This is a genomic window from Flavobacterium solisilvae (genome assembly GCF_012911605.1).
Taxonomy (GTDB): Bacteria; Bacteroidota; Bacteroidia; order Flavobacteriales; family Flavobacteriaceae; genus Flavobacterium; species Flavobacterium solisilvae.
This window is the reverse complement of sequence record NZ_JAAMPT010000209.1, coordinates 345,072-369,095: the sequence shown is the minus strand read 5'-3', so window position 1 is coordinate 369,095 and position 24,024 is coordinate 345,072. Positions and strand designations below refer to the sequence as shown.

Sequence of the window (24,024 nt, the reverse complement as noted above, 5' to 3'; positions counted from 1 at the left end):
TAATCTATTTAGATTGTAAACTTTCTTTCCTCATAACTTTTCCATTAGCAGTTTCTTTAAATTTTGGAACAAAAACAATTTCTTTTGGTTTTTCATATTTGTCTAAATCGGCAAAAATGGCGTCATCAATAGCTTGTTTTTCACCTTCGACAACCAAAATTACTTTTTCGCCTAATTCTTTATCTTCTTTGGAAGCAATAAAAAAACGAACGTCTATTTTTCCTGCTAGTTTTTCTTCAATTTGTTCTGGAATTAATTTAATTCCGCCACTATTGATCACATTATCCATTCGACCAAGAAAAATAAATTGATTTTCATTAATCAACTCTACAATATCGTTCGTTACGATTACTTCATCCGAAATCCTTGGTGCGTGAATAACCAAACAATTTCTATCATCATAGGAAATCGTAACATCTGGCAAAACAGTAAATGCCTTCTCGCCTACTTTTTTAGCAGCAATATGTGTGATAGTTTCCGTCATTCCATAGGTTTCAAACGCTTCGGTCTTTAATTTAATCAATTGTTTTTCGAGAGAATTATTAATTTTTGCTCCTCCAACAATCATTTTTTTAACGCGTTTTAGTTCGCTAATAGAATTTTGAGCTTGCAGCGGAACCATTGCCACAAAATCATAATCATACTCGTTATTGCGCAACGGATGAGAACTTGGAGCTACAAATTCTAAATCTAAACCTAAAATCATAGCACGAACCAACATCATTTTTCCCGCAACAAATTTAACCGGAAGACAATGTAATGCTTTATTTCCGGGTTGTAAATCAAAGAAATCGCCTGTTGCCAAAGCCGAATTGACCATAGCTTGTTTACTTACCGAAATGATTTTTGGCGTTCCAGTTGTTCCCGAAGTTTGCATTTCGATATAAGGTTTTCCATCAAACCAATCCAAAAGAAAATCGCCAACTGGTTTTTCAAAATCTTCGCCTTCTTTAATAAAACTATAGGCAACACGACACAAGTCTTCGCGATTTAGATGAAAACCATTCAGTTTAAAAAGATTATGCACATTTTCATAAGTTGGATTGCTCATAATTTTAGTTTTTAAAAAGGTTCAACATTTTTTTCTTCAATTTTTCCAGTCAATTTTTCTTTCCAATTTGTCCAGCCGTATTTTTTACTAAAAATAAACAATAAAATTGGGAAAATTATAAAAACAGGAACCAAAATTTCAAATCCAGCCGAAGGTTCTGAATTGTCTTTCAGAATTGATTCCGTTTGAAATGCCGACCAATCTGAAGTTATAAGCAAAGCCGCAATTAAATTATTGGCAGCGTGAAACCCTAATGCTAACTCCATTCCTTCATCCATTAAAGTCAAAATTCCAAGAAACAATCCCGTTCCGATGTAGTAAATCATGATGATGTAACCCAGTTTTTGTACTTCGGGATTGGCAATATGCATTGTGCCAAAAATCACCGATGTCATGACTAAAGGAAACCATTTGTTCTTGGCTAAATTAGCAAATCCTTGCATCAAATAACCTCTAAAAATATATTCTTCAGTACTAGTTTGAATTGGAATTAAGATAATTGCAATAACAGCTAGAATAGTAAAAGGTATTGGTTTAAAATTTATTTCAAAGTCTTCAGGATTAGAATAATACATTATCACAGTTGAAGCGATTGTAAAAATTCCCCAAATGGAAAACGAAAAGAAAAAACGCTTCCAATCCATTTTGCTTCTAGATGTTGTAACCGATAAAAAAGTTTGTTTGTGAAGGTATTTTATAACCAAATAAATAGCCAAAAATGCAAACACAAAAGACAGCATTAATAAAAACAACGATAAATTTGGATTAAGGAAACTTAACAGTGATTTTTCATCGGTTGGAAACGGTTTTCCACTCGAAAATGATTTAAACGCAATGGCAATCATAAACGGAATTTTTCCAATAAACGATGCTGCAATTATAACTACAGAACCAACAATGTATTTCCAAAACTTATTTTCGGGTGTAACCGCATTTTCTAAAAACATACTTCAAATTTTATTTGTCTAATTTAATTTTTTTTATGCGAAAATATGGAACTTTGTAAAAAAAAATATGATTGAAGTACTTCATAATCCTAGATGTGGCAAATCAAGAACATGTTTAGCATTTCTTGACGAAAAGAAAATTGATTACACTATTATTAAATATCTTGATAATCCGTTAAGCATAAACGAAATAGAAACTCTTTTGAAAAAATTAAATTTCAAACCCATTGATTTAGTTCGTCAAAAAGAAAGTATTTGGATAGAAAATTTTAAAGGAAAAAATTTGGATGACAAAGCGATTATCGAAGCCTTACATCAATTTCCTATCTTGATTGAAAGACCAATTATTGTTGGTAAAAACCACGCAGTTATTGCCAGAGACTTAACCAAATCTGAAGATTTATTTAACAAACTTTTGGGAAACCAATCTTGAGTGAAAATGTATTTTTGCCATTGAATTTAACTTAATTTCAATGAAAAACATCAAACTGATAGTAGCAACTGCTCTTTTTTTCCTTTCATTTTTATCCTATGCTCAACCCAATGCTGGTCAAAGCAAATTAAAAGTTACAGGTAAAGTGATTGAAAAGTCAACCAATCTTCCACTTGAATATTCAACAATTACATTAAAAAATGTAAACAATCCAAACCAAGTTTTTGGTGGAATTACTGATGCAAAAGGAGAATTTTCTGTTGATGTTGCTTCGGGAAATTACAATATTATTATTGAGTTTATTTCGTTTCAACCTAATGAAATTAATAACAAAAGTATTACTCAAAACACAAATTTAGGTACTATTTTGTTGGAAGATGGTGCAAAACAGTTGAACGAAGTTGTGGTTAGAGCCGAAAAAACTACCGTTGAAATTAGACTTGATAAAAAAGTATACAACGTTGGTAATGATTTAATGGTAAAAGGTGGAACGGTTAGTGATATTTTGGACAATATTCCATCGGTTTCTGTTGATGTTGAAGGAAATGTAAGTTTACGTGGAAACGAAAATGTAAAAATCCTTATTGACGGAAGACCTTCAAATGCTATTAGCGTTACAGATGCTTTGCGATTAATTCCTGCCGATGCAATCGACAAAGTTGAAGTAATCACCAATCCATCAGCAAGATATGACGCCGAAGGTGGCGGCGGAATTTTGAATATCATTCTAAAAAAAGGGAAAAACAACGGATTAAACGGAACATTAATTGCCAATACAGGTTATCCTGAAAATCATGGAATTAGTGGAACTTTAAACTTCAAAGCAAAAGAATTCAATCTTTTCACGACACAAGGTTATAGCTACAGAAAAAGTCCTGGAAATTCGTTTACCAATTCAAGATATTTGAATGACGATAATTCTACACGCGATTATATGTATGAAAACCGTGAAAACGAACGCTTAAATAAATCGTATAACGGAAGTTTTGGTTTTGATTGGTTTTTAAATGAAACCTTAACTTGGACTAATATTGTAAATTATAGAAAAAGTAGTGGAAACAATGTTGACGATGTATTCCAAGATTATTATGATGGAAATTTTGTTTACGATTATACCAGAAATCGTGTAAACGAAGAAGATGGAAATAGTCAAAATATAGAATTTAGCACCAATTTTACCAAGAAATTCAAAAAAGAAGGTCACAAATTAACTATTGATGCATCGGTTTCATCGAATAGTGATAAAAATATTGCTTTGATTACAGATAGTACAAACAATTCTGCAAATGTTTTTACCGATAATACTTTTAATGACCAAAAGCAAAACAGAAATTTATTTCAACTTGATTATGTTTTACCAATTGCAAAAAACAGTCAATTTGAAGCAGGTTATCGTGGAGATTTTTTAACAAATACTACAGATTATAGTGTAATTACAAACGGAATTCCTTTACCACAGTTTACTAATATTTTGGAATACAAAGAAAAAGTAAATGCGTTTTACACTCAATTTGGAACCAAATTCAATAAACTATCAATGCTTTATGGATTGCGTTGGGAAGATTCAAATATTGATGTAAACCAATTAGTTACCAATGATTTTAATAATAAAAAGTACAACAACTTTTTCCCATCGGCATTTTTTACCTATGAATTAAATGAAACAAGTGATATTTCACTTAGTTACAGCCGAAGAATACAGCGACCAAGAGGAAGACAATTAAATCCTTTTAACAATTTATCGAGTAACGTAAACATTTTTATCGGTAATCCCGATTTGGATCCAGCGTTTACAAATGCGTTCGATTTAGGATTTATAAAAAAATGGAATAAATTAACGTTTAACACTTCGATGTATTTCAATGCAACATCTGATGCTTTTCAATTTGTTAGAAGACCAAACGGCGATTTCCAAGATGGTGTTCCAGTTATTATCTCTACACCTATCAACTTAGCAAAAGAATACCGCAGCGGATTTGAATTTACATTAAACTATTCTCCATACAAATGGTGGAAATTAAACAGTAACTTCAACTTTTTCTACAACGAAACCGATGGCGATTTTAGTTATACAGATATAGACAATAATGTTATTTTTCAAAATTTTGACAACAAAGCAACTTCTTGGTTTGCCAGAATAACTTCAAAAGTTACTTTGCCATATAAAGTGGATTGGCAAACTAACATGAGTTATAACGGTGCACAAAAAACAGCTCAAGGAAAAAACCTTGGTGTTTTTGCTATGAATTTAGCTTTTAGTAAAGATGTTTTCAAAGAGAAAGCAACTGTTTCTTTAAATGTTAGTGATGTTTTTAACTCTAGAAAAAGAATTTCGGAAACCTATCTTCCAGGAAATGTAGATTCGTATGGCGAATTCCAGTGGAGAGAAAGACAAATCACACTTTCATTTACTTATAGATTTAACGTTAAGAAAAACGAAAGAGAAAAACCTAGAAACGGAAATGGACAAGATGATGGTGGAGATTTTCCAGGATAATGAACTAAATAATTTAGAATAAAAAAAGTCCCGAAATTATCGGGACTTTTTTTTGAACAAAATTTAAAAAAATTATTGCTCTTTTTCTTTATTAGCTTTTCTTTCTTTTAAAAACTCTCTCATTCCACCAAAAACCCAGTAAGGAATAATTGCTGTAATCAAGAAAATCATTAACCAAAAACCGATAGTTAAAACGGTTAAGAAAAGTAAGAAACCTAAATACTGTTGAAATTCAAACATGTTTTCCGGAATTTTTTTGAATTATACGCAAATGTATGAGTATTATTTAAGCTAACCAAAGAAGATTAGATATTTTATTAACCATTTCTATCTAAATATTGTTAGAAAATAATGAGCTTCTTTTATTGCTGTAAAAATAAAAAGCCCAATGTTTAGAGCATTGGGCTTTTAAAATTGATCTGTCAAAATCAAACAAAACAGTAATCAAACTATTTTTCTTTCATGAATATATTGGTATAATATCTTTTACCTGTTTTAGAATCAGTTGATGCTGATATTCCAAAATGTGTAAAATCACCTTCAATATTTTGTCTGTGTCCAGGACTATTCAACCAAGCCGCTACAACACTTTCCGCTGTAATATAGTTGTAAGCAACATTTTCAGCTACTTTTTCAGCACCAAGAGTATTGATTATATTTTGTGAGCGTTGTTGAAAACCATCATGACTGATAGTTTGTTTTTCAATCATATATTCGTTATGACCTTCAGACTTATACGAAATATGATTGATAACTTGTAATTCGTTTAAGCCTAAATTTTTTCTGTGGTTATTGATTAATTGTACTAAGCGTAGTTCAACTTCATTGTAGTTGTAGTTAGTTACAACAGCTTCTTTTGTTGCGGTTTCTGATTCATCAGACGAACAAGACACAGTAGTGAACACGATTGCTAATAACAATAATGCTCTAAACATTTTTGTTTTCATAGTGGTAGGTTAAGTTTTTAATAAAGTAGATGTGGGGCAAACACTTTATTTGATTAATATTGACAGAACGTATTGTTTAATTTGATGTGACAAACATATACACAAAACCGATTAAGTACAAATAAAATCGATGAAATACATTTTTTTCAATATAAAATAGGAATAAAACTTACAAATTAACATCTATCGATAACATAATCTAAATAGCTTGAATAAAAAAAACCACTTAAAAAGTGGTTTTTAATGCTAAATAGAATGTCTTTTTTTAAGCCGCCATAAAAATTCGATGAATTGGAATTGTGAAACCTTGCTTTAAAATAACTCGATGATCTGTTAAAGCCCAAACTGTTGTTTCTACAACTTTTTTTGATTGATTATCTTCAAAGTAAATTTTAATTTTTGAATGCTCAAGATTGCCCAAATACAAAGCTCTATTCAAATCGACAAATCGCTGTTTAATTTCTTCATCTGAAGAAAGTACTTCAACATTAGGAAAAGACAGTAACTGAATTTTCTCTTTCTCTATAATTTCATATTTCGATTCCATGACAAAAAACTAAAGTTAATAAAATGGTTATAGAACTTAAAGTTAATGAAATATATTTGTACTATAATGCATTTTAACAAAATTTAAAATCAATTGGCAACAACAATCTCAAATTCAAAAATAACCGCTACGATTAATTCTAATGGTGCCGAATTAATTTCGCTTAAAGACAATAAAACTGGCAAAGAATACATGTGGAACGGCAATCCTGATTTTTGGGCAAAACACTCGCCTATCCTTTTCCCAATTGTTGGAACGCTAAAAAATAATTCTTACCTGTATAATAATGAGGAATATCATTTATCTCGACATGGCTTTGCACGAGATAATGTTTTTGAAATTATTTATCAAAAAGATAACGAAGTTGTTTTTTCTTTAAAATCCAATAATGAAACGTTACAGCATTATCCATTTCAATTTGAATTACAAATTAAATATGCCATTTCAGAAAATGATTTACATATAACGTATAGTGTTTTTAATGAAAATGATTTCCAAATGCCTTTTTCCATTGGCGGTCATCCAGCTTTTGCTTTAGATAAAAATTTTGAAAATTATGCATTGGAATTTGAAACTGATGAAACCTTAGAATATTATCCGTTAGAAAATGATTTACTTTCTAATCAAAGTTTGAAAATCCATTTGGAAGAAAAAACGTTGCCACTAACCTATTCGCTTTTTGAAAATGATGCTTTGGTTTTAAAAAAGTTAAACTCAAATTCCATTTTACTGAAAGAAAACAATTTACCCGTATTAAATTTCAGTTTTAAGGATTTTCCAAACTTTGGCATTTGGACCAAAATAAATGCGCCTTTTATTTGCCTTGAACCTTGGATTGGTTATGCCGATACGATTGATGCCAACGGAAATATTCTTGAAAAAGAAGGAATTCAAGTATTGGAACCAAAAAAGAATGATACATTTACATTTACTATTTCAATTTTATAATTTCCAAAATGCTTACCATTAATTTTCATCCGTTCCAAAATCTTGAAACTGAACGCTTAATGCTTAGACGTTTACATGACAACGATGTTAACGAAGTTCTTGAACTGCGCGGCAATCCTGAAACTATGAAATTCATTCCGCGACCATTGGCAAAAAATACTGATGATGCTTTGGAACATATCAAAATGATTAATGATAAAATTGATGAAAATGTTGGAATAAATTGGGCAGTTACTATTAAAGGAAGCGATAAAATGATAGGTTTACTTGGTCATTATCGAATTCAACCCGAAAATCACCGAGCGGAAATTGGTTATATGATTTTGCCTCAATATCAAGGAAAAGGTTATGTAACCGAAGCAATAAAAGCTGTAATGGAATATGGTTTTAATCAAATGAATTTGCATTCGATTGAAGCTGTTATTGATCCGGAAAATTATGCTTCCGAAAAAGTATTGCAAAAAATAGGCTTCGTTAAAGAAGCACATATTCTTGAAAATGAACTCTATGACGGAAAATTTTGGGATACCGTAATTTATTCGATGCTAAAAAGAAACTATAAATTTTAGATTTAAAATATATGAACGAATTTGAAAAACAATATCAGGAATTATTAGACTTTCTAGAGTTTGGTGATTTCTCAATTCTTACCAAAAGAATAATCGATTTAACGCTTGATACAGAAAATATTGAGCATTATAAAAAAACAATCGATTTCCTAAAATGGTTGGATACTAACGAAAATAATTCTGAAGGAAAAAAGGAAAAATACCAAACCGTTTTAACCGATTTGCATACAACTTTGTCCAAAAAACCAGTTGTAGAAAAAAACATTTTGGTTTCAGCTAAAGATATTGTGAAATCCTATGGCATATCAAGATTTTCGCTTGGTTCAATAAATATGGAACTGAAACAAGGTGAAATTCTAGGTTTAGTTGGCGAAAATGGTAACGGAAAAACTACTTTACTTCGTTTGCTTTGTGGTGAATTGTTTGCTTCGCAAGGAAATTTAAAATATCATTTTGATTATGACGATGCTTACGATTTGAGAACCAAACTAGTTTATATTCCACAACGAACTGATACTTGGTATGGTTCAATGTTTGAAAATCTACAGTTTACAGCGGCAAGTTATGGTTACAAACCAGAGGAAAACGAACTTTTGGTTGAGTTAATTATTTCACGACTTGGACTGAGAAAGTTCAGAAATTTTGAATGGAAAAGCTTATCTTCAGGATATAAAATGCGTTTTGAATTAGCCCGAATGTTATTGAGAAAACCTAAACTACTTTTGATAGACGAACCTTTGGCAAACCTTGATATTCTTGCACAACAAACTGTTTTAGAAGATTTTAAAGCAATTGCAAAATCGCCATTTCGACCAATTGGAATTGTTTTAAGTTCACAACAATTGTATGAAGTAGAAAAAACTTCTGATCAAGTTATTTTTCTTAAAAACGGACAGCAAAAAAACCTTCACAATACCATTTCTGTCAATCCGGAAAAACAAGAACTAAATACCGAAAACTTCTTGATTGTTGAATTTGAAAGTAGTTGGTCTCAAAAAGAATTGGGCGAATTATTTGAAAAATCTAATATGATTTCGCTACAATTTAATGGCGGAACTTACATCGTTACTTTTCCAGAAAGTTTGACCATTTATGATTTTATGAATATAATTTCTAATAATCAAGTTCCAATATTGTATTTCAGAAATATATCTAATTCTACCCGTCGCTTTTTTGTTTCCTAAAAAACCAACTCATTATGTTTACTAAAATTCAAAAATATTTACTTATCAATCATCCATTGCTTTGGAATACTAAAATAGTTCCAGCATTGTGTTTTGCTATCCTTTTTCATATCTTATTTTTTGTAATTGGATATGTATATGGAAACGTTGATTTTACTGATGAAAACTATTATCGAAGTGATTTTTCAACTGGAGTTATCATTTTCTTTAGCATATTGATTACTATTTTATTCTTTGTCGTATGGTTTGTTTATTATTTTAGAAACAACGCATACAAATCATTGTACCGATTGAGTAATTTGTATCTCTATAAAGAATGGTTAATCATTTTTTTGGTATGTTTTCTAAACATCACCTATTCAATTTCTTTCCTTTCGGGAAAAACCTTAAAAGAAAGAAGCTACTATTCCAAAGAAGAAGTTGATAAACGAGGACGAACAATATTAATGGCTTCTGTTTTTATTGATGGTAGTTATGACTATGAAAATGTAGCTGTCGCTGATAGTGTTGGTAAAATTGTATTCAACAAAAAAAAATATCAACAAAACTCATTGATGAACAAAAGTTTTGACTATTACTACGGAAGTTTTACGGAGACAAATAATGATGAAATCAAAGTAAAAACCTGGATGCAAAATGACAATCAAGCTGAGATAAAAAAACTCATGAATGATTATTTTTTACTGATAAAAGAACATAACTTAAAAACAAATCTTACTGCTAATCAATGGTTTGAATTAACATACAATTATCCCGATTTCACTAATTATGAGCGAATTGGAAGAAGAATGGAAGACGTTACTGAATTCTTTAAAGATAATGCAAATCAAAATATTTATAAACATTATTTACCTCAAAACGCATTAATAAGCTCTTATTCTCAACTTTCTAAAGCTTGGAATGATCCAATAATTGAAACTGGTACTTTGCTAATTCTACTATACGTATCTATTGCGATGGCTATGTTAGTCTATGCTTTTAAAGTTACAACCGGTAGAAATTGGCTTATTGCATTAGTAAGCATCGGGATTTTATGGATTATAACAGGAATTTTGGCAGCAATAACAAATTCCGAGATTGTCTTTATGTGCTTTTGGCTTTCTATAATTGTACTTACGAGTATTTATTTCTTTTCCGTTATCAGTAATAATAAAGGGAAAAATTTCTCAGGAATTGCTCTAAACCTTATTCTTTGGTGTATTTCAGGTTTTCTTCCGTTAATTTTTGGATTAGTTAGTGAATATTATAACAATCCTAAATCTATTGTAGTTGCTGGACAAATTAAACATACCAACACACCACAATATGAATGGTTAAACGATAATGCTACATTATTATCTTGGATTAACATACTGATTATTATGGCAATCATGTATTTTATTTCAATTTACATCAAAAAATGGAAAGCTTTGGCGGAAAGCTAATTACTTTTCAATTTTGGCAACGTTCTAATATAAAGTTCTTCGACTTTTTTTCGAGCCCAATCGGTTTTTCGTAGAAAAGTTAAACTCGATTTAATGGATGGATTTTCATTAAAACAACGAATTTTAATCAATTCGCCCAAGGTGTCAAAACCATAAAAAGCAACGAGTTCTTCAAGGATTTTTTGAAGTGTAACACCATGAAGCGGATTATTTGAATGATTGTTTTCCATGGAACAAAGATATCATTTCTAAAAATAAAAAAGCAAACCCTTTAATTTTAAGAGTTTGCTTTTTTATTAACTAACTTTATACTACTAAAATCGCATTCCAACTCCAAATCCCCAAAGCCAAGGATTGATGTCAACTTCGGCTGGAATACTTAAACCTGTTGCTAAATTAGACGCATCAACCGTTACATCTGTTGATAAAAACAAACGTTTCACATCTACGTTGATAAAAAATGTATCATCAAGCATTAAGTCAAAACCAACTTGAGCTGCATAGCCTAAAGCATTATCGTATTTAATATCTTTAACAACGCTTCCTGCTTTTTGATTGTAGAAAATTGTGTAATTCAATCCAGCACCAACATAAGGTTTAAATACTTTTTCTTTCATTGGAAAAAAGTGATATTGCAATGTTAATGTTGGCGGTAATAAATAAACGCTACCTAAATCAACATCGGCACTTGTTGGTCCGCCAACAGCCGAAATATCAGAAGCTACGGTATGTACGTCATGTTTGGTTGTTCCTAAAATCAATTCGGCTGCAATGTTTTTCGTAAAGAAATAAGTAATGTCTAATTCTGGAATAAACGAATTTGAAATGTTTACATCGCCACCAATTACGCCTATTTTTGCACTTTCATCTGGAGTAACTCCAACACCGCGAAGTCTAATCATCCAATTTTTAAAATCATCTTTTTTTGTATCTTCTTGAGCATTTGCAGTGAAGCCAATAAAAGCCAATCCAACTGCTAATAAAACTTTTTTCATTTTGATTATTTGGTTTAAAATTATACTTCAAAAGTATTGTGAAGTATTTGCTTAAAAACTGACATAAATCATAGATTGAATATTTTTTTATCAATTTATTTTTCACACTTTTTATCAAAAAAATTACCGTTTTGTTCTTACATTTGTCCGCTATGTTAAAAACAGTAAATATTCTTAATAAAAGAGCTCGATTTGATTATGAAATAATCGAGACTTATACTGCCGGAATTGTTTTAACCGGAACAGAAATAAAATCCATCCGATTGGGTAAAGCTAATATTACCGAAGGTTTTTGTGAATTTCACAACGGAGAATTATTTGCCATCAATACTCAAATTGATGAATATCTTTATGGAAATCAGTTCAATCATAAAGCCAAAAGCGAACGCAAACTTTTGCTAAACCGAAGAGAATTGAAAAAACTAGAAAGAGCTTTGGACACCAAAGGTTTGACCATAATTCCGTTAAAACTTTTTACCAACGAAAAAGGTTTGGCAAAATTAGATATTGGTCTTTGTCGAGGAAAGAAAACTTATGACAAACGCGAAAGTCTTAAAGAACAAGACGTGAAACGCGATATTGCCCGAATTAAAAAGGAATACAAATAAACACAGATTTCACGAATTTTCACAAACTCAGCATTTCTCAAAAACATAAACTCCACTAATCATCAACTTCATTTTTTGATAATTAGTGGAGTTTTTTTTATAGATTTAATTTCTATTTAAACCCTACAACTTGTTCTTCAACAGCTAAAACTTCTTCCACAAAATTTTTGTATTCAGTATATTCTGTCGTTGTTATATCGTCCCAAGGTGTTTTTACGTTACGTGTAATTTTTAACGAATTTGGAGCAACCAATTCAAATGCAATGTCATAACTATGTTTTTTGAAAGTAAATGTCATATTTTCTGGAACTTCGGTAATTTTTTTCCCTTCAGGGATATTTAATACTACAACCGAATGATATTCATTACAATTTTCATACGTAATGTATTTTATATCATAATTTCTAGTTTCTTGACCAATAATATCACGAGTGTATACTTTATCCACAAATGGAATATCGGTGATTTTTAGATTTCCAACATTTTTCAATTTTTCACTTACCGAAATTTGGGTTTCAAACTCGATTGCATCATCAAAAACTTCATTTTTAATCAATTTAGCCGAAAGTAATTTTACGGTTTTCTTCAATTTCGAATTGTATTGATCTTCTAAATCTTTTTTGCGAACATCTTCGGTTGTTGAACTCGAAAACAATTCGTTGAAATAAGATTTGTTTGCTCCTACAACTTTTCGAGTATTTACAAAACTCATTTCTTTATCGGTAATGGTTACAACACTTTTTGTAATCAATTGATTTACCGTAGCGTTATCAAAAGGAATTTGAATAAGCGATGATTTTTCATTTTCATTTTTATCAAAAGAAATTACCAAAGCGTCAGCTTTGTAAAGCGAAATTGGCAACGATTTGAAAGGTAAAAACTTGTCTGTCAGTTCTAAGAAAACTTCTTTTCCATTGATAATTGTTCTAACAATACAGTGATTAAAATCTTTTGACGGCAACGACATCATGTTTGAACTATTGTCATTAGTAGAAACCAAAACCAAATTGGATTTTAATCCAGCCAATTGAGAAAATGCTACAAATAAAGTCGAAACATCTTTACAATCACCCAATTTTGTGGTAATGGTTTTAGACGGTTTTTGTGGCACATAACCACTTTGTCTAAAATCTTGCGAACTATATTTTATATTTTCTTCAATATAGGTATAGATTTTCTTTGCAATTATTTCTTCGGATAAACCTGTTACGCCATTTGGAAAAATTTGGTCAAAAGTACTTTTGGTAATTTTATCCAAAGTCAATGTTTTCTTAACTAAATCAGCATACCAATTAGAGATTTCTTTCCATGATTTAATTGAACTTACATTAATTGTATTCGTTAAATCGGCGTAATTTTTAGAATTTGGTTCTAATAATGGTATCGCTGGAACGTTGGTTCTTTTCCAAATGGTACAAATTTTATTGTTTATTTTCTTGGTTGTTGGAGTAATATTTCCGTTGAAAATTTTGGTAGCATATTGAACATCTTGCGGATTAATAATTCCAAATATCGATTCCAACGATGGATATGTACTGTTAAAATAGCAATCTATATTAAAATCTTTAAAAAATCGTCCGGTTGAATTACTATAGGATTCATATTCGATATAAACAACATCGCCAACTTCTAGCTTTGAAAAAACTAATGTTCCCGAACCTTCTTCGGCTGGAACAATACTTCCATCTTTTTTAACAACTTCCGATTTTTGAAGCGTAATTGAATAGGTATTCAAGCGGTATTCTTTCATTTCTTCAATTCCGTTTTCGCCCGTTATTTCATAAATCAAAACCACTTTTGACTTTCTTCCGCCTTCGGGTAAAATGTTTACAATATACTCATCGACTAAAGTTACAACGCCATAATCGCTTTTCATTTGAGAATTTCTTCTCTCTTTTATCAATTTGTATTTGTCTTTAATATCAATTTCTTCAATTTCATCAGGCGTTTTGGTAATGTCATACAACTGTTTTCTCAAAGTGCTATTTTCTGAGTTGTGTTCAAGCGATTGACGCAAATATTTTTCGGCTTCTTTTACATTATTCATATAATTGTAAACCATTCCTTTTCGTTCCATCAAATGATATGAATACGGATATAATGCCAATGAATTATCGATTTCTACCAAAGCATCGCTGTATTTTTTATCTTCAATTAACGAGTTGATATAATCGGTTGCAACTCCTGTAAAATAAGGATAATTCTTTTTTCTTTCGGAGAAAATTCGCTTGATATCATCTTTTCTATCTGCAGCACGATAATATCCAATAAGTTTTGAAATTGCTGTAAAATTATCTGTTTTAGAAACTAAATTTTCAAGCATTGAAATGGTTTTCTCTTTATTTTTTTCTAACGAATCATATAAAGGAGCAAAAGTTGTAATATAAAATTCGCTGTTATGAGTTGCGGTCAAAATGGTTTCAGCATTTTTCATCATCGCTTCTTTATTTGAATTTCTAGCGTTGATTAAAAAATCATACAGAATACTCAAAACTGGCGTTGCTAATTTTTTGGCTTTTTCTCTATATTTTTCCAATTCAGCTATACTTGTTGAACCTAACCAATCAGTATCTTGTGCTTTGGTTGCAATTGTATAATAGTAATCTGGATCTTGAAGTTCCATGTTTTTGATGATTTCATTCACCTTTGCAACATCTTCTTTATAAGCATAAAACTCAGCCAAACGGGTTTTTACAATCGAACTATTTGGATAGGTTTTGTCTAAATCTTCGATAACATCATCGGCCAATTCAAGTTTTTTATTGTGAATATAAGCATCAAAAAGTAAGAACTTATAAATTACATTAGATGGATTTTCTTTTACTTTTTTAACCAAATAATCTTCAAAATCTGGGTTGATTTCTTCTACATTTAACGATTGAAGTGTTGATTTAGTATAATCTTTATAAGTATTATGATAAACAATGTTTTCAATCTTATTATTTTGAGTATCAGTTACCGTAAAAAAGAAATAATTATTTCCACTAGAAATAGATGATTTTATCAAAATTCGGTTGATACCTTTTGGTAATTTTACTTTCAATTTATAGGCATTCAAATCGGACAGTTTGTTTAAAGTATTCACGTAAACTTCAACATCGTTTACAAATATTTTTAACGAAGCGCTCATTCCAAAATTAAAAACAACATCACGTTCTTCTGGATTTTCGGCAAAAACCTGAGAATACATAATTCCACTACCATATTCATCTTCGTTAGAAAATGTATGATATCCTTCGTTTTGCATCACTTTTGGATTATACCAACCTAATTTTCCATTGCTATTTGCATCAAATAATTTGTCGTTTTTTGGATAAATTTCTGGTTCATATTCAATGTCAATTCCGCTATCGTTCAAATTTTCAAATGCGCCACAAAGTTGCCAATTCATCACAGCATTCAACTGCTTGATATAGTTGTTGTAACCTTCATAATTTTTACGATTTCTATCAGCTGTTGCTTTATAGTAAATTACAATTGGATTGTTTTTAAAGTTATCCAATTGTATCATAGTATCTATTTTTTTATAGATATTATCATTAAAACCAAGCGTTTCAATATCATCCAAAATAAATTGTTGCTTCATCAAAGAAGTTAGGTAATACTTGCATTCGGGAAATTTTGCAAAAGAATTGATGAATTTTTCGTCAAAATCAAATTTACCATTTTCCAATTCAATCATTTTTCCAAGCAAAAAATATTCTATTTTACTTTCGGAAGTGGTTTTAAACTCTTTTTCAAAAAGTTTTTGAGCTTCGGTTCTTTTATTGGCTAATAACAAATCCCAAACTTTCTTTTCGGCAGTTTGTGCCAAAGCAATGGTTGAGAATAACAAGAATAAAATTTGAAATTTCTTCATTATATAAAGTTTGGTTTTAATTTTTATTTTCTAAAAGTGGTACAAATCGGAACTCGCCAAATTCATGTTTTTCAAATTGAGTTTCATTTTTTCGGATAAGCATCGTCATTACTTGCTCATTTTCACCCAACGGAATGACTAATCTTCCGCCTATTTTCAATTGTGCCATCAATGGTTTTGGGATAATTGGCGCGCCAGCTGTTACAATAATACTGTCAAACGGCGCATGATTAGGCAAACCTTTATAACCATCGCCAAAAGACAAATGTTTTGGACGAATACCTAATTTTGGCAACAAAGCCGACGTGATTTTAAACAATTCATTTTGTCTTTCTACCGAAAAAACTTTGGCACCAAGCATACACAAAACAGCGGTTTGATAACCTGAACCTGTTCCAATTTCAAGGATTTTATCATCTTTTTTTACCTGAAGCAACTGCGATTGAAACGCCACAGTATAAGGTTGTGAAATGGTTTGTCCGGCAGCAATTGGAAACGCTTTATCCTGATACGCAAAATCTTCAAAACTAGAATTTAAGAACAAATGTCTTGGAATTTTTTTTATCGCTTCCAAAACGCTTTTATCTGTAATTCCTTTTTCTTCTAATACCTTAGCTAACTGATTTCTAAGTCCTTGATGTTTGGCTGTATCTTTCATGTCTTTGCGAAGAATGAAGCAATCTCATCCTTTTTATATTTTGGTAAAAATAGAAGTAAAAATTCCAAAATACAAATAACAAATTCCAAAAAAACTTTAATTCTGAAACTTGAAACTTGAAACAAATATCTTATTTTTGATAAAATTTATTTTTATGCTAAAAGTTGGCGTTTTGGGTGCAGGTCACCTTGGAAAAATACACTTACGATTGTTAAATCAATCAGAAAAATATGAATTAGTTGGGTTTTATGACGAAAACCCCGAATATGCCGAAAAAATTGCCGCCGAATTTGGATACAAACGTTTTGACACAATTGCCAAATTAATTCACGCCGTTGATGTTATTGACATTGTTACGCCTACACTTTCGCATTACAAATGTGCCAAAGTTTCTATCAAATCAGGAAAACACGTTTTTATTGAAAAACCAATTTCTACAACGGTTGATGAAGCCGAAGAAATTATTGCTTTAGCAAAAGAGTACAATGTTAAAGGTCAAGTTGGTCACGTAGAACGATTTAATCCGGCATTTACTGCAGTGAAAAATCAAATTGAAAACCCAATGTTTATCGAAACGCATCGATTGGCTGAATTCAATCCTCGTGGAACTGATGTTCCGGTAGTTTTGGATTTGATGATTCACGATATTGATGCGATTTTAAGTGTTGTAAAGTCAAAAGTAAAATCGGTTCACGCCAGTGGTGTTTCAGTTTTAAGTCAATCGCCGGATATTGCTAATGCTCGAATTGAATTTGAAAATGGTTGTGTTGCCAATATTACTTCGAGTAGAATTTCGATGAAAAATATGCGTAAATCAAGATTTTTTCAAAAAGATGCTTATATCTCTGTGGATTATTTAGATAAGATTTGCGAAGTCGTAAAAATGAAAGAAGCGCCAGAAGTTCCAGGTGATTTTGATATGATTTTACAAAATGCCGAAGGCGAAAAAAAGCAAATCTATTTTAACAATCCTGAAGTAGCACCAAATAATGCCATTCTAAACGAATTAGAAACTTTTGCCGATGCTATCAATAACAATACAACTCCAGTGGTAACCTTAGAAGACGGAACGGAAGCTTTGCGAGTTGCTTATATGATTATTGACAGTATGAATAAGAAATAGATTATGTCCACGATGTAGACACAATTCGAAACAGAACTAAACCATTAAGATGTTAAGTTTCATTAAGCCTTAATTTTTCTTAATTTCTTAATGGTTCAAACTAAAACAAACTAAACAAACATAATGAATACAATTGCAGTAATTGGCGCAGGAACAATGGGCAACGGAATTGCTCACACTTTTGCACAAAGCGGTTTTACCGTAAAGTTAATCGATATTTCTGAAAAATCCTTAGAAAAAGGAATGGCAACTATTGCTTCTAATCTTGATAGAATGGTTGCTAAAGGAACAATTTCCGAGGAAGACAAACACAAAACTATTGGAAATATAATCACTTACACCGATATTAAAGATGGTGTTGTGGGTTGTGATTTAGTAGTTGAAGCCGCAACGGAAAACGTAACGCTAAAACTAAATATCTTCAAACAGTTAAGCGAAGTTTGCGACCATAATGTAATTTTGGCAACTAATACTTCGTCTATTTCTATTACTCAAATTGCAGCACAAGTTGTTCATCCGGAACGTGTAATTGGAATGCATTTTATGAATCCGGTGCCGATTATGAAATTAGTCGAAATTATCCGTGGTTACAACACTTCGGATGAAGTGACAAAAATCATCATGGATTTATCAGTAAAATTAGGAAAAACGCCAACCGAAGTAAACGATTATCCAGGATTTGTAGCCAACAGAATTTTAATGCCAATGATTAACGAAAGTATCGAAACGTTGTACAATGGCGTTGCTGGTGTTCAGGAAATTGACACGGTTATGAAACTCGGGATGGCACATCCAATGGGACCATTACAATTGGCCGATTTTATTGGATTGGACGTTTGCCTTTCAATTTTAAACGTAATGTATGACGGTTTCAAAAACCCAAAATATGCTCCTTGCCCACTTTTAGTAAACATGGTGATGGCAGGAAAACTCGGTGTAAAATCAGGTGAAGGTTTCTATGATTATGCTGAAAGCAAAAAAGCAGAAAAGGTTTCTAAACAATTCAAATAAAATTTAACCACAAAGAACACGAAGAAAGTACAAAGCTCACCAAAAAATCTTCGTGTCCTTTGTGTAAAACTTTGTGACCTTCGTGGTTAAGTAACATGAGTAAAATAATCCCTTTCAAAGCCGTTCGACCGACTTCAGATAAAGTAAGTTTGGTAACTTGCAGAAACTATGACGATTATAGTTCGGCTGAGCTTGCCGCTTGGTTGAGTTTTAATCCGTATTCGTTTTTGCACGTCATTCATCCTGCTTATATGCATTCTCAGAAAATCACTTTGGACAAACGTTTTAAAGGAGTTGCACACAAATATCAGGATTTCAAAGAAGACGGAATTTTCATGGAAGAAGACAAATCCGTTTTCTTTTTATATGAAATCAAAACCAAAACGCAATCTTTCACCGGAATTGTTGCCGGAACTTCGATAGATGATTATAAAAACAATGTAATCAAGAAGCACGAAGATACATTGCAGTATCGTGTGGAATACTTCAAGGATTATTTGCATCAAACGGGTTTTAATACCGAACCGGTTTTAATCACTTATCCTGATAATCAAACGCTAAGCGATTGGATTTCTGAAAAGAAAAAAAGTCAGCCGATTTATAACTTTTCTACTACTAACAAAGAAAAACATCAGCTTTGGAAAATTGAAACCGATGAAGAAATTGCTTGGATAACAAAACAATTTGAAGAAATTCCCGAACTGTATATTGCTGATGGACATCATCGTTCTGCTTCGGCAGAAATGCTTTATGATGAAGATAGTCATTTAGGCAATGAGAATTTAAACTATTTTATGAGTTTTTTGATCGCGGAAAGTCAGGTTAAAATCTATGAATTCAACCGAATTATTCGTGATTTGAATGGCTATTCCAAAGAAGATTTTCTAGAAAAACTCTCTGAACATTTCATCATCAAAGACAAAGAACAGGAATTGTGGAAACCACAAAGCAAATTTGAATTTGGTATGTATCTCGATGGAAGTTTTTATGCACTTTTTTATAAAATCAATGATAATTTCAAAAATCAAAATTCAATATTGACGAATTTAGACGCTCAAATTTTATACGATAAAGTCTTGCAACCATTACTTGGCATTGAAGATTTACGAAACGACGAACGAATTGAATACATTCCTGGAAAACAATCCATTGCTACTATAAAAGAATTGGTTGACGAAGGCGAATTTGAAGTTGGTTTCATGCTTTATCCAAGTGATATTTCAGAAATTAAAGCTTTGGCAGACAACAATTTAATCATGCCTCCAAAATCAACCTATATCGAACCAAAGTTTCGTAGTGGATTGATGGTTTATGAATTATGATTTAGAAAAAAGAGAAAAGAAAATAGACAAATGTCAATACAACAAAATTTATTCCAAATAAAATCCCAACTTCCGTCAAACGTAACACTTGTTGCGGTTTCAAAAACCAAACCTGTTGAAGATTTAATGGAAGCTTACAATGCCGGTCAGCGAATTTTTGGTGAAAATAAAATCCAAGAAATGACCGAAAAATGGCAGCAAATGCCCAAAGATATTGAATGGCACATGATTGGTCACGTTCAGTCGAACAAAGTGAAATATATGGTTCCGTATGTAAAATTGATTCACGGAGTTGACAGTTTGAAATTACTAAAAGAAATCAACCGTCAAGCCGTTCGCTGGCGAAAAAACATCAATTGTTTACTCCAAATACACATTGCCGAAGAAGAAACTAAATTTGGTCTAAACGAAAATGAATTGATTGAGTTACTGAATTCTGATGAGTTTAAAGAAATGACCAACATCAAAGTCATTGGTTTAATGGGAATGGCTACTTTTACTGATAATCAAGGACAAATAAAAAAAGAGTTTCAAAATTTAAAAAACATTTTCGACAAACTCCAACAACTTGAAACTTTAAACTTGAAACTCGAAACCCTTTCCATGGGAATGTCAGGCGATTATCAATTAGCCATCGATTGCGGTAGTACAATGGTTCGGATTGGAAGTAGTATATTTGGAACAAGAAATTAAAATAATTAAAGTTGAGATTCCTACGGAATGATAAACTAGTTACTATTCACTAATCACTAATCACTTTTTTTGTACGCAATACTAGACATAGAAACCACCGGAGGACAATTCAACGAAGAAGGAATTACCGAAATCGCCATCTATAAATTTGACGGTCACGAAGTCGTTGATCAATTTATCAGTTTGGTCAATCCGGAAAAACCAATTCAACCGTTTGTGGTAAAATTGACCGGAATTAACAATGCAATGCTTCGTTCGGCACCAAAATTCTATGAAGTTGCCAAACGAATTATTGAAATTACTCAAGATTGTATCGTTGTTGCCCATAATTCGTCTTTCGATTATCGAATTCTAAGAACCGAATTTTCACGTTTGGGATATGATTACATTAGACCAACACTTTGCACCGTTGAATTATCACAAAAACTCATTCCGGGACAACCTTCTTACAGTTTAGGAAAACTAGTTCGCTCACTCGGAATTCCTGTTGCTGATAGACATCGAGCAAGTGGCGATGCAATGGCGACTGTGAAATTATTCAAAATGCTTTTGGCAAAAGATGTCGCAAAAGAAATTTTGATTAGTTCAATTAAAGCCGAAATCAAAAAAGGATTAACTCCAAAATTGCTCGATATTGTAGAAAGTATGCCAACCAAAACCGGTATTTACTACATTCATAACGAAAAAGGCGATTTGATTTATATTGGCAAAAGCAAAAACATTAAAAAACGTATTAATCAACATTTTACAGGAACTTCGGGTAAAAGTAAAAAGATACAACGCGAAGTTTTTGCCGTAACTTATGAAGAAACTGGTAGCGAATTGATTGCTTTATTGAAAGAAAGCGAAGAAATCAAAATCAATAAACCGATTTACAATCGATCGCAGCGAAAAACTATTTTTCAATATGCGCTTTATGTTGAAAAAGATGAAAACGGATATTTGGCTTTAAAAGTTCAAAAAGCTGATGGTCGAAAAAAAGAAATTACATCCTTTACTTCTATTCAGGAAGGAAAAAATATGTTGTTTAAAATTACTGCCGAACATCAATTGTGCCAAAAAATAAATGGTTTATATGAAACCAAAAATGGTTGTTTTCAGCTAAAAATTAAAGAATGTAACGGCGCTTGTCTCGGCAAAGAAAATCCCGAAGATTATAACCAACGTGTAGAAGAATTCATTCAGGAAATGAAATTTGAGAACAATAATATGGTTATCATCGATCGTGGCAGAAGCATTGAAGAACGAAGTGCTGTTTTAATTGAAAACGGAATTTACAAAGGTTATTGCTTTTTTGATTTGAATTATCAAGTGAGCAACATCGAAATCTTAAAAAATATTATTATTCCGATGCAAAATAATCGCGATACTAAAACCATTATTCAAGGTTATTTGAGAAGAAATAAAGTGATGCGAATTTTAAAATTTTAGAAAATGAAAAATCATATTAAAACCAAATATGAAATTCTCAGACAAAAGATTTACATCATCATTTATGGTTCCAATACTTTTGCGGGGAAACTTTTTGACTTAATTCTACTTGGCGTTATTCTTTTGAGTGTGCTTTTGGTCATGCTGGAAACAGTGGAACAATTGGACGCAAAATACCATCAATTTCTAATCATTTCCGAATGGATAATTACGGTTGTTTTCACTTTGGAATACATCATGCGAATTATTTCCAATAAAAAACCGCTTAATTATATTCTGAGTTTTTATGGAATTGTCGATTTAATTTCTATTCTTCCAATGTATCTTTCGTTCTTTATTCCAGGTTCGAGAATGCTATCGGTAATACGAGCTTTACGTTTACTTCGTTTGTTTGGAATATTAAATTTAGTCCATTTTACAGGTCAAGAATCACAATTAAAACTCGCCATCAAAGCCAGCCGAACCAAAATTATTGTATTCGTTTACTTTGTATTAATTGTTTCCATTTTATTAGGTGCAATTATGTATGTAGTTGAAGGAAAAGAAAGTGGTTTTACTAGTATTCCTGTAAGCATTTATTGGTGTATTGTTACGTTAACAACTGTTGGTTATGGCGATATTGCGCCAGTAACAACACTTGGACAAATCATTGCATCGTTTATCATGATTATGGGTTATGGAATTATTGCGGTTCCAACAGGAATTGTAACGGCTGAATTTGCCGGTATGAAAAACAAAGACAAAAATAACGATGTAAAAAAATGCCCATCGTGTACAACCTTAATTTACAAAGATGACGCGCGATACTGTCATCATTGTGGAGAAAAAATTTGTGATGAATAACTATTTAATTACCATAATTGGACCAACTGCAATTGGAAAAACGGCGCTAAGCATAGCTTTGGCACAACATTTCAATTGCGATATCATTTCTTGCGACAGCCGTCAGTTTTTTAAAGAAATGAAAATTGGCACGGCCGTTCCATCTGATGAAGAATTGGCAAGCGCAACGCATCATTTTATCCAAAACAAATCGATTTTTGATAATTACTCTGTTGGTGATTTTGAAAAAGAAGCTATTGAAAAATTGGATGAATTATTTTTAAAAAATAATATTCAAATCATGGTTGGTGGAAGCGGATTGTATGTTGATGCTGTTCTAAAAGGTTTTGATGATTTTCCAGATATTGACGAAGAAATTCGAACAAAAATAAATGCTGATTTTGAACAATTTGGAATTGATTATTTACAACAAAAATTAAAGGAATTGGATGCTCATTATTTCCAAAAACTTTCAACCGAAAATCCGCAAACATTACAAAATCCGCAACGAATGAAACGCTTTGTAGAAGTTTGTCTTGGAACCGGAAAACCATATTCTAGTTTTATTGGGCAAAAGAAAAATCAACGCAACTTCACTCCTATTATCATTGGATTGGAAGCCGAAAGAGAAATGATGTACAACCGAATTAACCAGCGCGTTGACATTATGATGAATGAAGGTTTACTAAAAGAAGCTGAAAATTTATTTCCAAATAAAAACTTGAATGCTTTGCAAACCGTTGGCTATCGTGAACTATTTGATTTTTTTGAAGGAAAAACATCTTTGAAATTTGCCATTGAGCAAATCAAAATGAACACACGTAGATTTGCAAAACGCCAAATTACTTGGTTTAAACGATCCGAAAATACTGTTTGGTTTGATTATTTAGTCGATAGAATGGAAATTATAAATTTTATAGAAAATGAAATAAGCAACGCAGATTTAAGAAATTAG

At 31.5% G+C, this 24,024-nt stretch carries 23 protein-coding genes; 14 read left to right on the top strand and 9 right to left on the bottom strand.

Translation table 11 applies throughout. From position 1 onward, the window contains the following. Positions 1 to 4: 4 nt before the first annotated feature. Positions 5 to 1,051, bottom strand: coding sequence for an AMP-binding protein (locus G6042_RS13990; protein WP_169525060.1), 1,047 nt, complete (start codon positions 1,049 to 1,051; stop codon positions 5 to 7). Between the two features lie 11 nt (positions 1,052 to 1,062). Beyond that, entirely contained in the window at positions 1,063 to 1,998 is a 936-nt protein-coding gene (locus tag G6042_RS13985) for a CPBP family intramembrane glutamic endopeptidase (RefSeq protein ID WP_169525059.1), read from the bottom strand. 67 nt (positions 1,999 to 2,065) lie between these two features. Here G6042_RS13985 and G6042_RS13980 point away from each other — a divergent pair, with 67 nt between their 5' ends. Then, positions 2,066 to 2,431, top strand: coding sequence for an ArsC/Spx/MgsR family protein (locus G6042_RS13980; protein WP_169525058.1), 366 nt, complete (start codon positions 2,066 to 2,068; stop codon positions 2,429 to 2,431). 40 nt (positions 2,432 to 2,471) lie between these two features. Continuing rightward, positions 2,472 to 4,928, top strand: coding sequence for an outer membrane beta-barrel family protein (locus G6042_RS13975; protein WP_169525057.1), 2,457 nt, complete (start codon positions 2,472 to 2,474; stop codon positions 4,926 to 4,928). Positions 4,929 to 5,000: 72 nt separating this feature from the next. On the opposite strand, the gene G6042_RS13970 is transcribed toward G6042_RS13975, so the two are convergent. From G6042_RS13970 to G6042_RS13960, 3 genes are all read right to left on the bottom strand, one after another. After that, on the bottom strand, positions 5,001 to 5,168 hold the full coding sequence (locus G6042_RS13970) for a hypothetical protein (RefSeq protein ID WP_169525056.1): 168 nt from the start codon (positions 5,166 to 5,168) through the stop codon (positions 5,001 to 5,003). Between the two features lie 209 nt (positions 5,169 to 5,377). Continuing rightward, positions 5,378 to 5,875 (bottom strand): CAP domain-containing protein, encoded by a 498-nt coding sequence (locus G6042_RS13965; RefSeq protein ID WP_169525055.1) that lies wholly within the window; start codon positions 5,873 to 5,875, stop codon positions 5,378 to 5,380. A gap of 265 nt (positions 5,876 to 6,140) precedes the next feature. Beyond that, entirely contained in the window at positions 6,141 to 6,422 is a 282-nt protein-coding gene (locus G6042_RS13960; protein ID WP_169525054.1) for a hypothetical protein, read from the bottom strand. A 93-nt stretch (positions 6,423 to 6,515) separates the two neighbouring features. On the opposite strand from G6042_RS13960, the gene G6042_RS13955 reads away from it, so the two are divergent. Genes G6042_RS13955 through G6042_RS13940 form a run of 4 tightly spaced genes read left to right on the top strand, consistent with a single transcriptional unit; the run spans position 6,516 to position 10,547 of the window. Further along, the gene (locus G6042_RS13955) at positions 6,516 to 7,370 is read left to right on the top strand and encodes an aldose 1-epimerase family protein (RefSeq protein ID WP_169525053.1); all 855 of its coding nucleotides are present in this window, start codon (positions 6,516 to 6,518) and stop codon (positions 7,368 to 7,370) included. 8 nt (positions 7,371 to 7,378) lie between these two features. After that, positions 7,379 to 7,939: a GNAT family N-acetyltransferase gene (locus G6042_RS13950; protein WP_169525052.1), complete on the top strand. Its 561-nt coding sequence runs from the start codon at positions 7,379 to 7,381 to the stop codon at positions 7,937 to 7,939. 11 nt (positions 7,940 to 7,950) lie between these two features. Beyond that, positions 7,951 to 9,123, top strand: coding sequence for an ABC transporter ATP-binding protein (locus tag G6042_RS13945; RefSeq protein ID WP_169525051.1), 1,173 nt, complete (start codon positions 7,951 to 7,953; stop codon positions 9,121 to 9,123). 14 nt (positions 9,124 to 9,137) lie between these two features. Continuing rightward, positions 9,138 to 10,547 (top strand): hypothetical protein, encoded by a 1,410-nt coding sequence (locus G6042_RS13940; RefSeq protein WP_169525050.1) that lies wholly within the window; start codon positions 9,138 to 9,140, stop codon positions 10,545 to 10,547. Here the strand turns inward: G6042_RS13940 and G6042_RS13935 are convergent. Next, a complete protein-coding gene (locus G6042_RS13935; protein ID WP_169525049.1) occupies positions 10,544 to 10,777 on the bottom strand; it encodes a VF530 family protein in 234 nt (77 codons plus the stop codon). The two genes, G6042_RS13940 and G6042_RS13935, sit on opposite strands and share 4 nt — an antisense overlap. A gap of 84 nt (positions 10,778 to 10,861) precedes the next feature. Next, positions 10,862 to 11,542, bottom strand: coding sequence for an OmpW/AlkL family protein (locus G6042_RS13930; protein WP_169525048.1), 681 nt, complete (start codon positions 11,540 to 11,542; stop codon positions 10,862 to 10,864). Between the two features lie 152 nt (positions 11,543 to 11,694). Here G6042_RS13930 and smpB point away from each other — a divergent pair, with 152 nt between their 5' ends. Next, positions 11,695 to 12,150, top strand: coding sequence for an SsrA-binding protein SmpB (smpB, locus tag G6042_RS13925; RefSeq protein ID WP_169525047.1), 456 nt, complete (start codon positions 11,695 to 11,697; stop codon positions 12,148 to 12,150). A 112-nt stretch (positions 12,151 to 12,262) separates the two neighbouring features. Here smpB and G6042_RS13920 read toward each other — a convergent pair whose 3' ends face one another. Both G6042_RS13920 and G6042_RS13915 read right to left on the bottom strand, forming a co-directional pair. After that, positions 12,263 to 16,009, bottom strand: a complete 3,747-nt coding sequence (locus G6042_RS13920) for a transglutaminase domain-containing protein (RefSeq protein WP_169525046.1) — start codon at positions 16,007 to 16,009, stop codon at positions 12,263 to 12,265. 16 nt (positions 16,010 to 16,025) lie between these two features. Further along, positions 16,026 to 16,667, bottom strand: coding sequence for a protein-L-isoaspartate(D-aspartate) O-methyltransferase (locus G6042_RS13915; protein ID WP_169525045.1), 642 nt, complete (start codon positions 16,665 to 16,667; stop codon positions 16,026 to 16,028). A gap of 154 nt (positions 16,668 to 16,821) precedes the next feature. On the opposite strand from G6042_RS13915, the gene G6042_RS13910 reads away from it, so the two are divergent. The 7 genes from G6042_RS13910 to miaA all read left to right on the top strand — a co-directional run bounded on the left by G6042_RS13910 (position 16,822) and on the right by miaA (position 24,024). Beyond that, positions 16,822 to 17,790 carry a Gfo/Idh/MocA family protein gene (locus G6042_RS13910; RefSeq protein ID WP_169525044.1) on the top strand — a complete coding sequence of 323 codons (969 nt, stop codon included), beginning with the start codon at positions 16,822 to 16,824 and terminating at the stop codon, positions 17,788 to 17,790. Between the two features lie 123 nt (positions 17,791 to 17,913). Further along, positions 17,914 to 18,801, top strand: coding sequence for a 3-hydroxyacyl-CoA dehydrogenase family protein (locus G6042_RS13905; RefSeq protein ID WP_169525043.1), 888 nt, complete (start codon positions 17,914 to 17,916; stop codon positions 18,799 to 18,801). A gap of 95 nt (positions 18,802 to 18,896) precedes the next feature. Next, positions 18,897 to 20,123 carry a DUF1015 domain-containing protein gene (locus tag G6042_RS13900; protein ID WP_169525042.1) on the top strand — a complete coding sequence of 409 codons (1,227 nt, stop codon included), beginning with the start codon at positions 18,897 to 18,899 and terminating at the stop codon, positions 20,121 to 20,123. Positions 20,124 to 20,153: 30 nt separating this feature from the next. Then, positions 20,154 to 20,816, top strand: a complete 663-nt coding sequence (locus G6042_RS13895) for a YggS family pyridoxal phosphate-dependent enzyme (protein WP_169525041.1) — start codon at positions 20,154 to 20,156, stop codon at positions 20,814 to 20,816. A gap of 69 nt (positions 20,817 to 20,885) precedes the next feature. Further along, a complete protein-coding gene (locus G6042_RS13890; RefSeq protein WP_169525040.1) occupies positions 20,886 to 22,247 on the top strand; it encodes an exonuclease domain-containing protein in 1,362 nt (453 codons plus the stop codon). A 3-nt stretch (positions 22,248 to 22,250) separates the two neighbouring features. Continuing rightward, positions 22,251 to 23,090 (top strand): ion transporter, encoded by an 840-nt coding sequence (locus tag G6042_RS13885; RefSeq protein ID WP_169525039.1) that lies wholly within the window; start codon positions 22,251 to 22,253, stop codon positions 23,088 to 23,090. Next, a complete protein-coding gene (gene miaA / locus G6042_RS13880) occupies positions 23,041 to 24,024 on the top strand; it encodes a tRNA (adenosine(37)-N6)-dimethylallyltransferase MiaA (RefSeq protein WP_235933320.1) in 984 nt (327 codons plus the stop codon). Before G6042_RS13885 ends, miaA begins: the two co-directional genes overlap by 50 nt.

Bases quoted from the DNA above. Each gene is read 5' to 3' on its own strand.
- G6042_RS13980 (WP_169525058.1), top strand. From the start codon at position 2,066: ATGATTGAAGTACTTCATAATCCTAGATGTGGCAAATCAAGAACATGT.
- G6042_RS13965 (WP_169525055.1), bottom strand. From the start codon at position 5,875: ATGAAAACAAAAATGTTTAGAGCATTATTGTTATTAGCAATCGTGTTC.
- G6042_RS13950 (WP_169525052.1), top strand. From the start codon at position 7,379: ATGCTTACCATTAATTTTCATCCGTTCCAAAATCTTGAAACTGAACGC.
- G6042_RS13900 (WP_169525042.1), top strand. From the start codon at position 18,897: ATGAGTAAAATAATCCCTTTCAAAGCCGTTCGACCGACTTCAGATAAA.
- G6042_RS13905 (WP_169525043.1), top strand. From the start codon at position 17,914: ATGAATACAATTGCAGTAATTGGCGCAGGAACAATGGGCAACGGAATT.
- G6042_RS13975 (WP_169525057.1), top strand. From the start codon at position 2,472: ATGAAAAACATCAAACTGATAGTAGCAACTGCTCTTTTTTTCCTTTCA.
- G6042_RS13920 (WP_169525046.1), bottom strand. From the start codon at position 16,009: ATGAAGAAATTTCAAATTTTATTCTTGTTATTCTCAACCATTGCTTTG.
- G6042_RS13960 (WP_169525054.1), bottom strand. From the start codon at position 6,422: ATGGAATCGAAATATGAAATTATAGAGAAAGAGAAAATTCAGTTACTG.
- G6042_RS13910 (WP_169525044.1), top strand. From the start codon at position 16,822: ATGCTAAAAGTTGGCGTTTTGGGTGCAGGTCACCTTGGAAAAATACAC.
- G6042_RS13915 (WP_169525045.1), bottom strand. From the start codon at position 16,667: ATGAAAGATACAGCCAAACATCAAGGACTTAGAAATCAGTTAGCTAAG.
- G6042_RS13990 (WP_169525060.1), bottom strand. From the start codon at position 1,051: ATGAGCAATCCAACTTATGAAAATGTGCATAATCTTTTTAAACTGAAT.
- G6042_RS13935 (WP_169525049.1), bottom strand. From the start codon at position 10,777: ATGGAAAACAATCATTCAAATAATCCGCTTCATGGTGTTACACTTCAA.
- G6042_RS13930 (WP_169525048.1), bottom strand. From the start codon at position 11,542: ATGAAAAAAGTTTTATTAGCAGTTGGATTGGCTTTTATTGGCTTCACT.
- G6042_RS13940 (WP_169525050.1), top strand. From the start codon at position 9,138: ATGTTTACTAAAATTCAAAAATATTTACTTATCAATCATCCATTGCTT.
- G6042_RS13895 (WP_169525041.1), top strand. From the start codon at position 20,154: ATGTCAATACAACAAAATTTATTCCAAATAAAATCCCAACTTCCGTCA.
- G6042_RS13985 (WP_169525059.1), bottom strand. From the start codon at position 1,998: ATGTTTTTAGAAAATGCGGTTACACCCGAAAATAAGTTTTGGAAATAC.
- smpB (WP_169525047.1), top strand. From the start codon at position 11,695: ATGTTAAAAACAGTAAATATTCTTAATAAAAGAGCTCGATTTGATTAT.
- G6042_RS13885 (WP_169525039.1), top strand. From the start codon at position 22,251: ATGAAAAATCATATTAAAACCAAATATGAAATTCTCAGACAAAAGATT.
- G6042_RS13970 (WP_169525056.1), bottom strand. From the start codon at position 5,168: ATGTTTGAATTTCAACAGTATTTAGGTTTCTTACTTTTCTTAACCGTT.
- G6042_RS13945 (WP_169525051.1), top strand. From the start codon at position 7,951: ATGAACGAATTTGAAAAACAATATCAGGAATTATTAGACTTTCTAGAG.
- miaA (WP_235933320.1), top strand. From the start codon at position 23,041: ATGACGCGCGATACTGTCATCATTGTGGAGAAAAAATTTGTGATGAAT.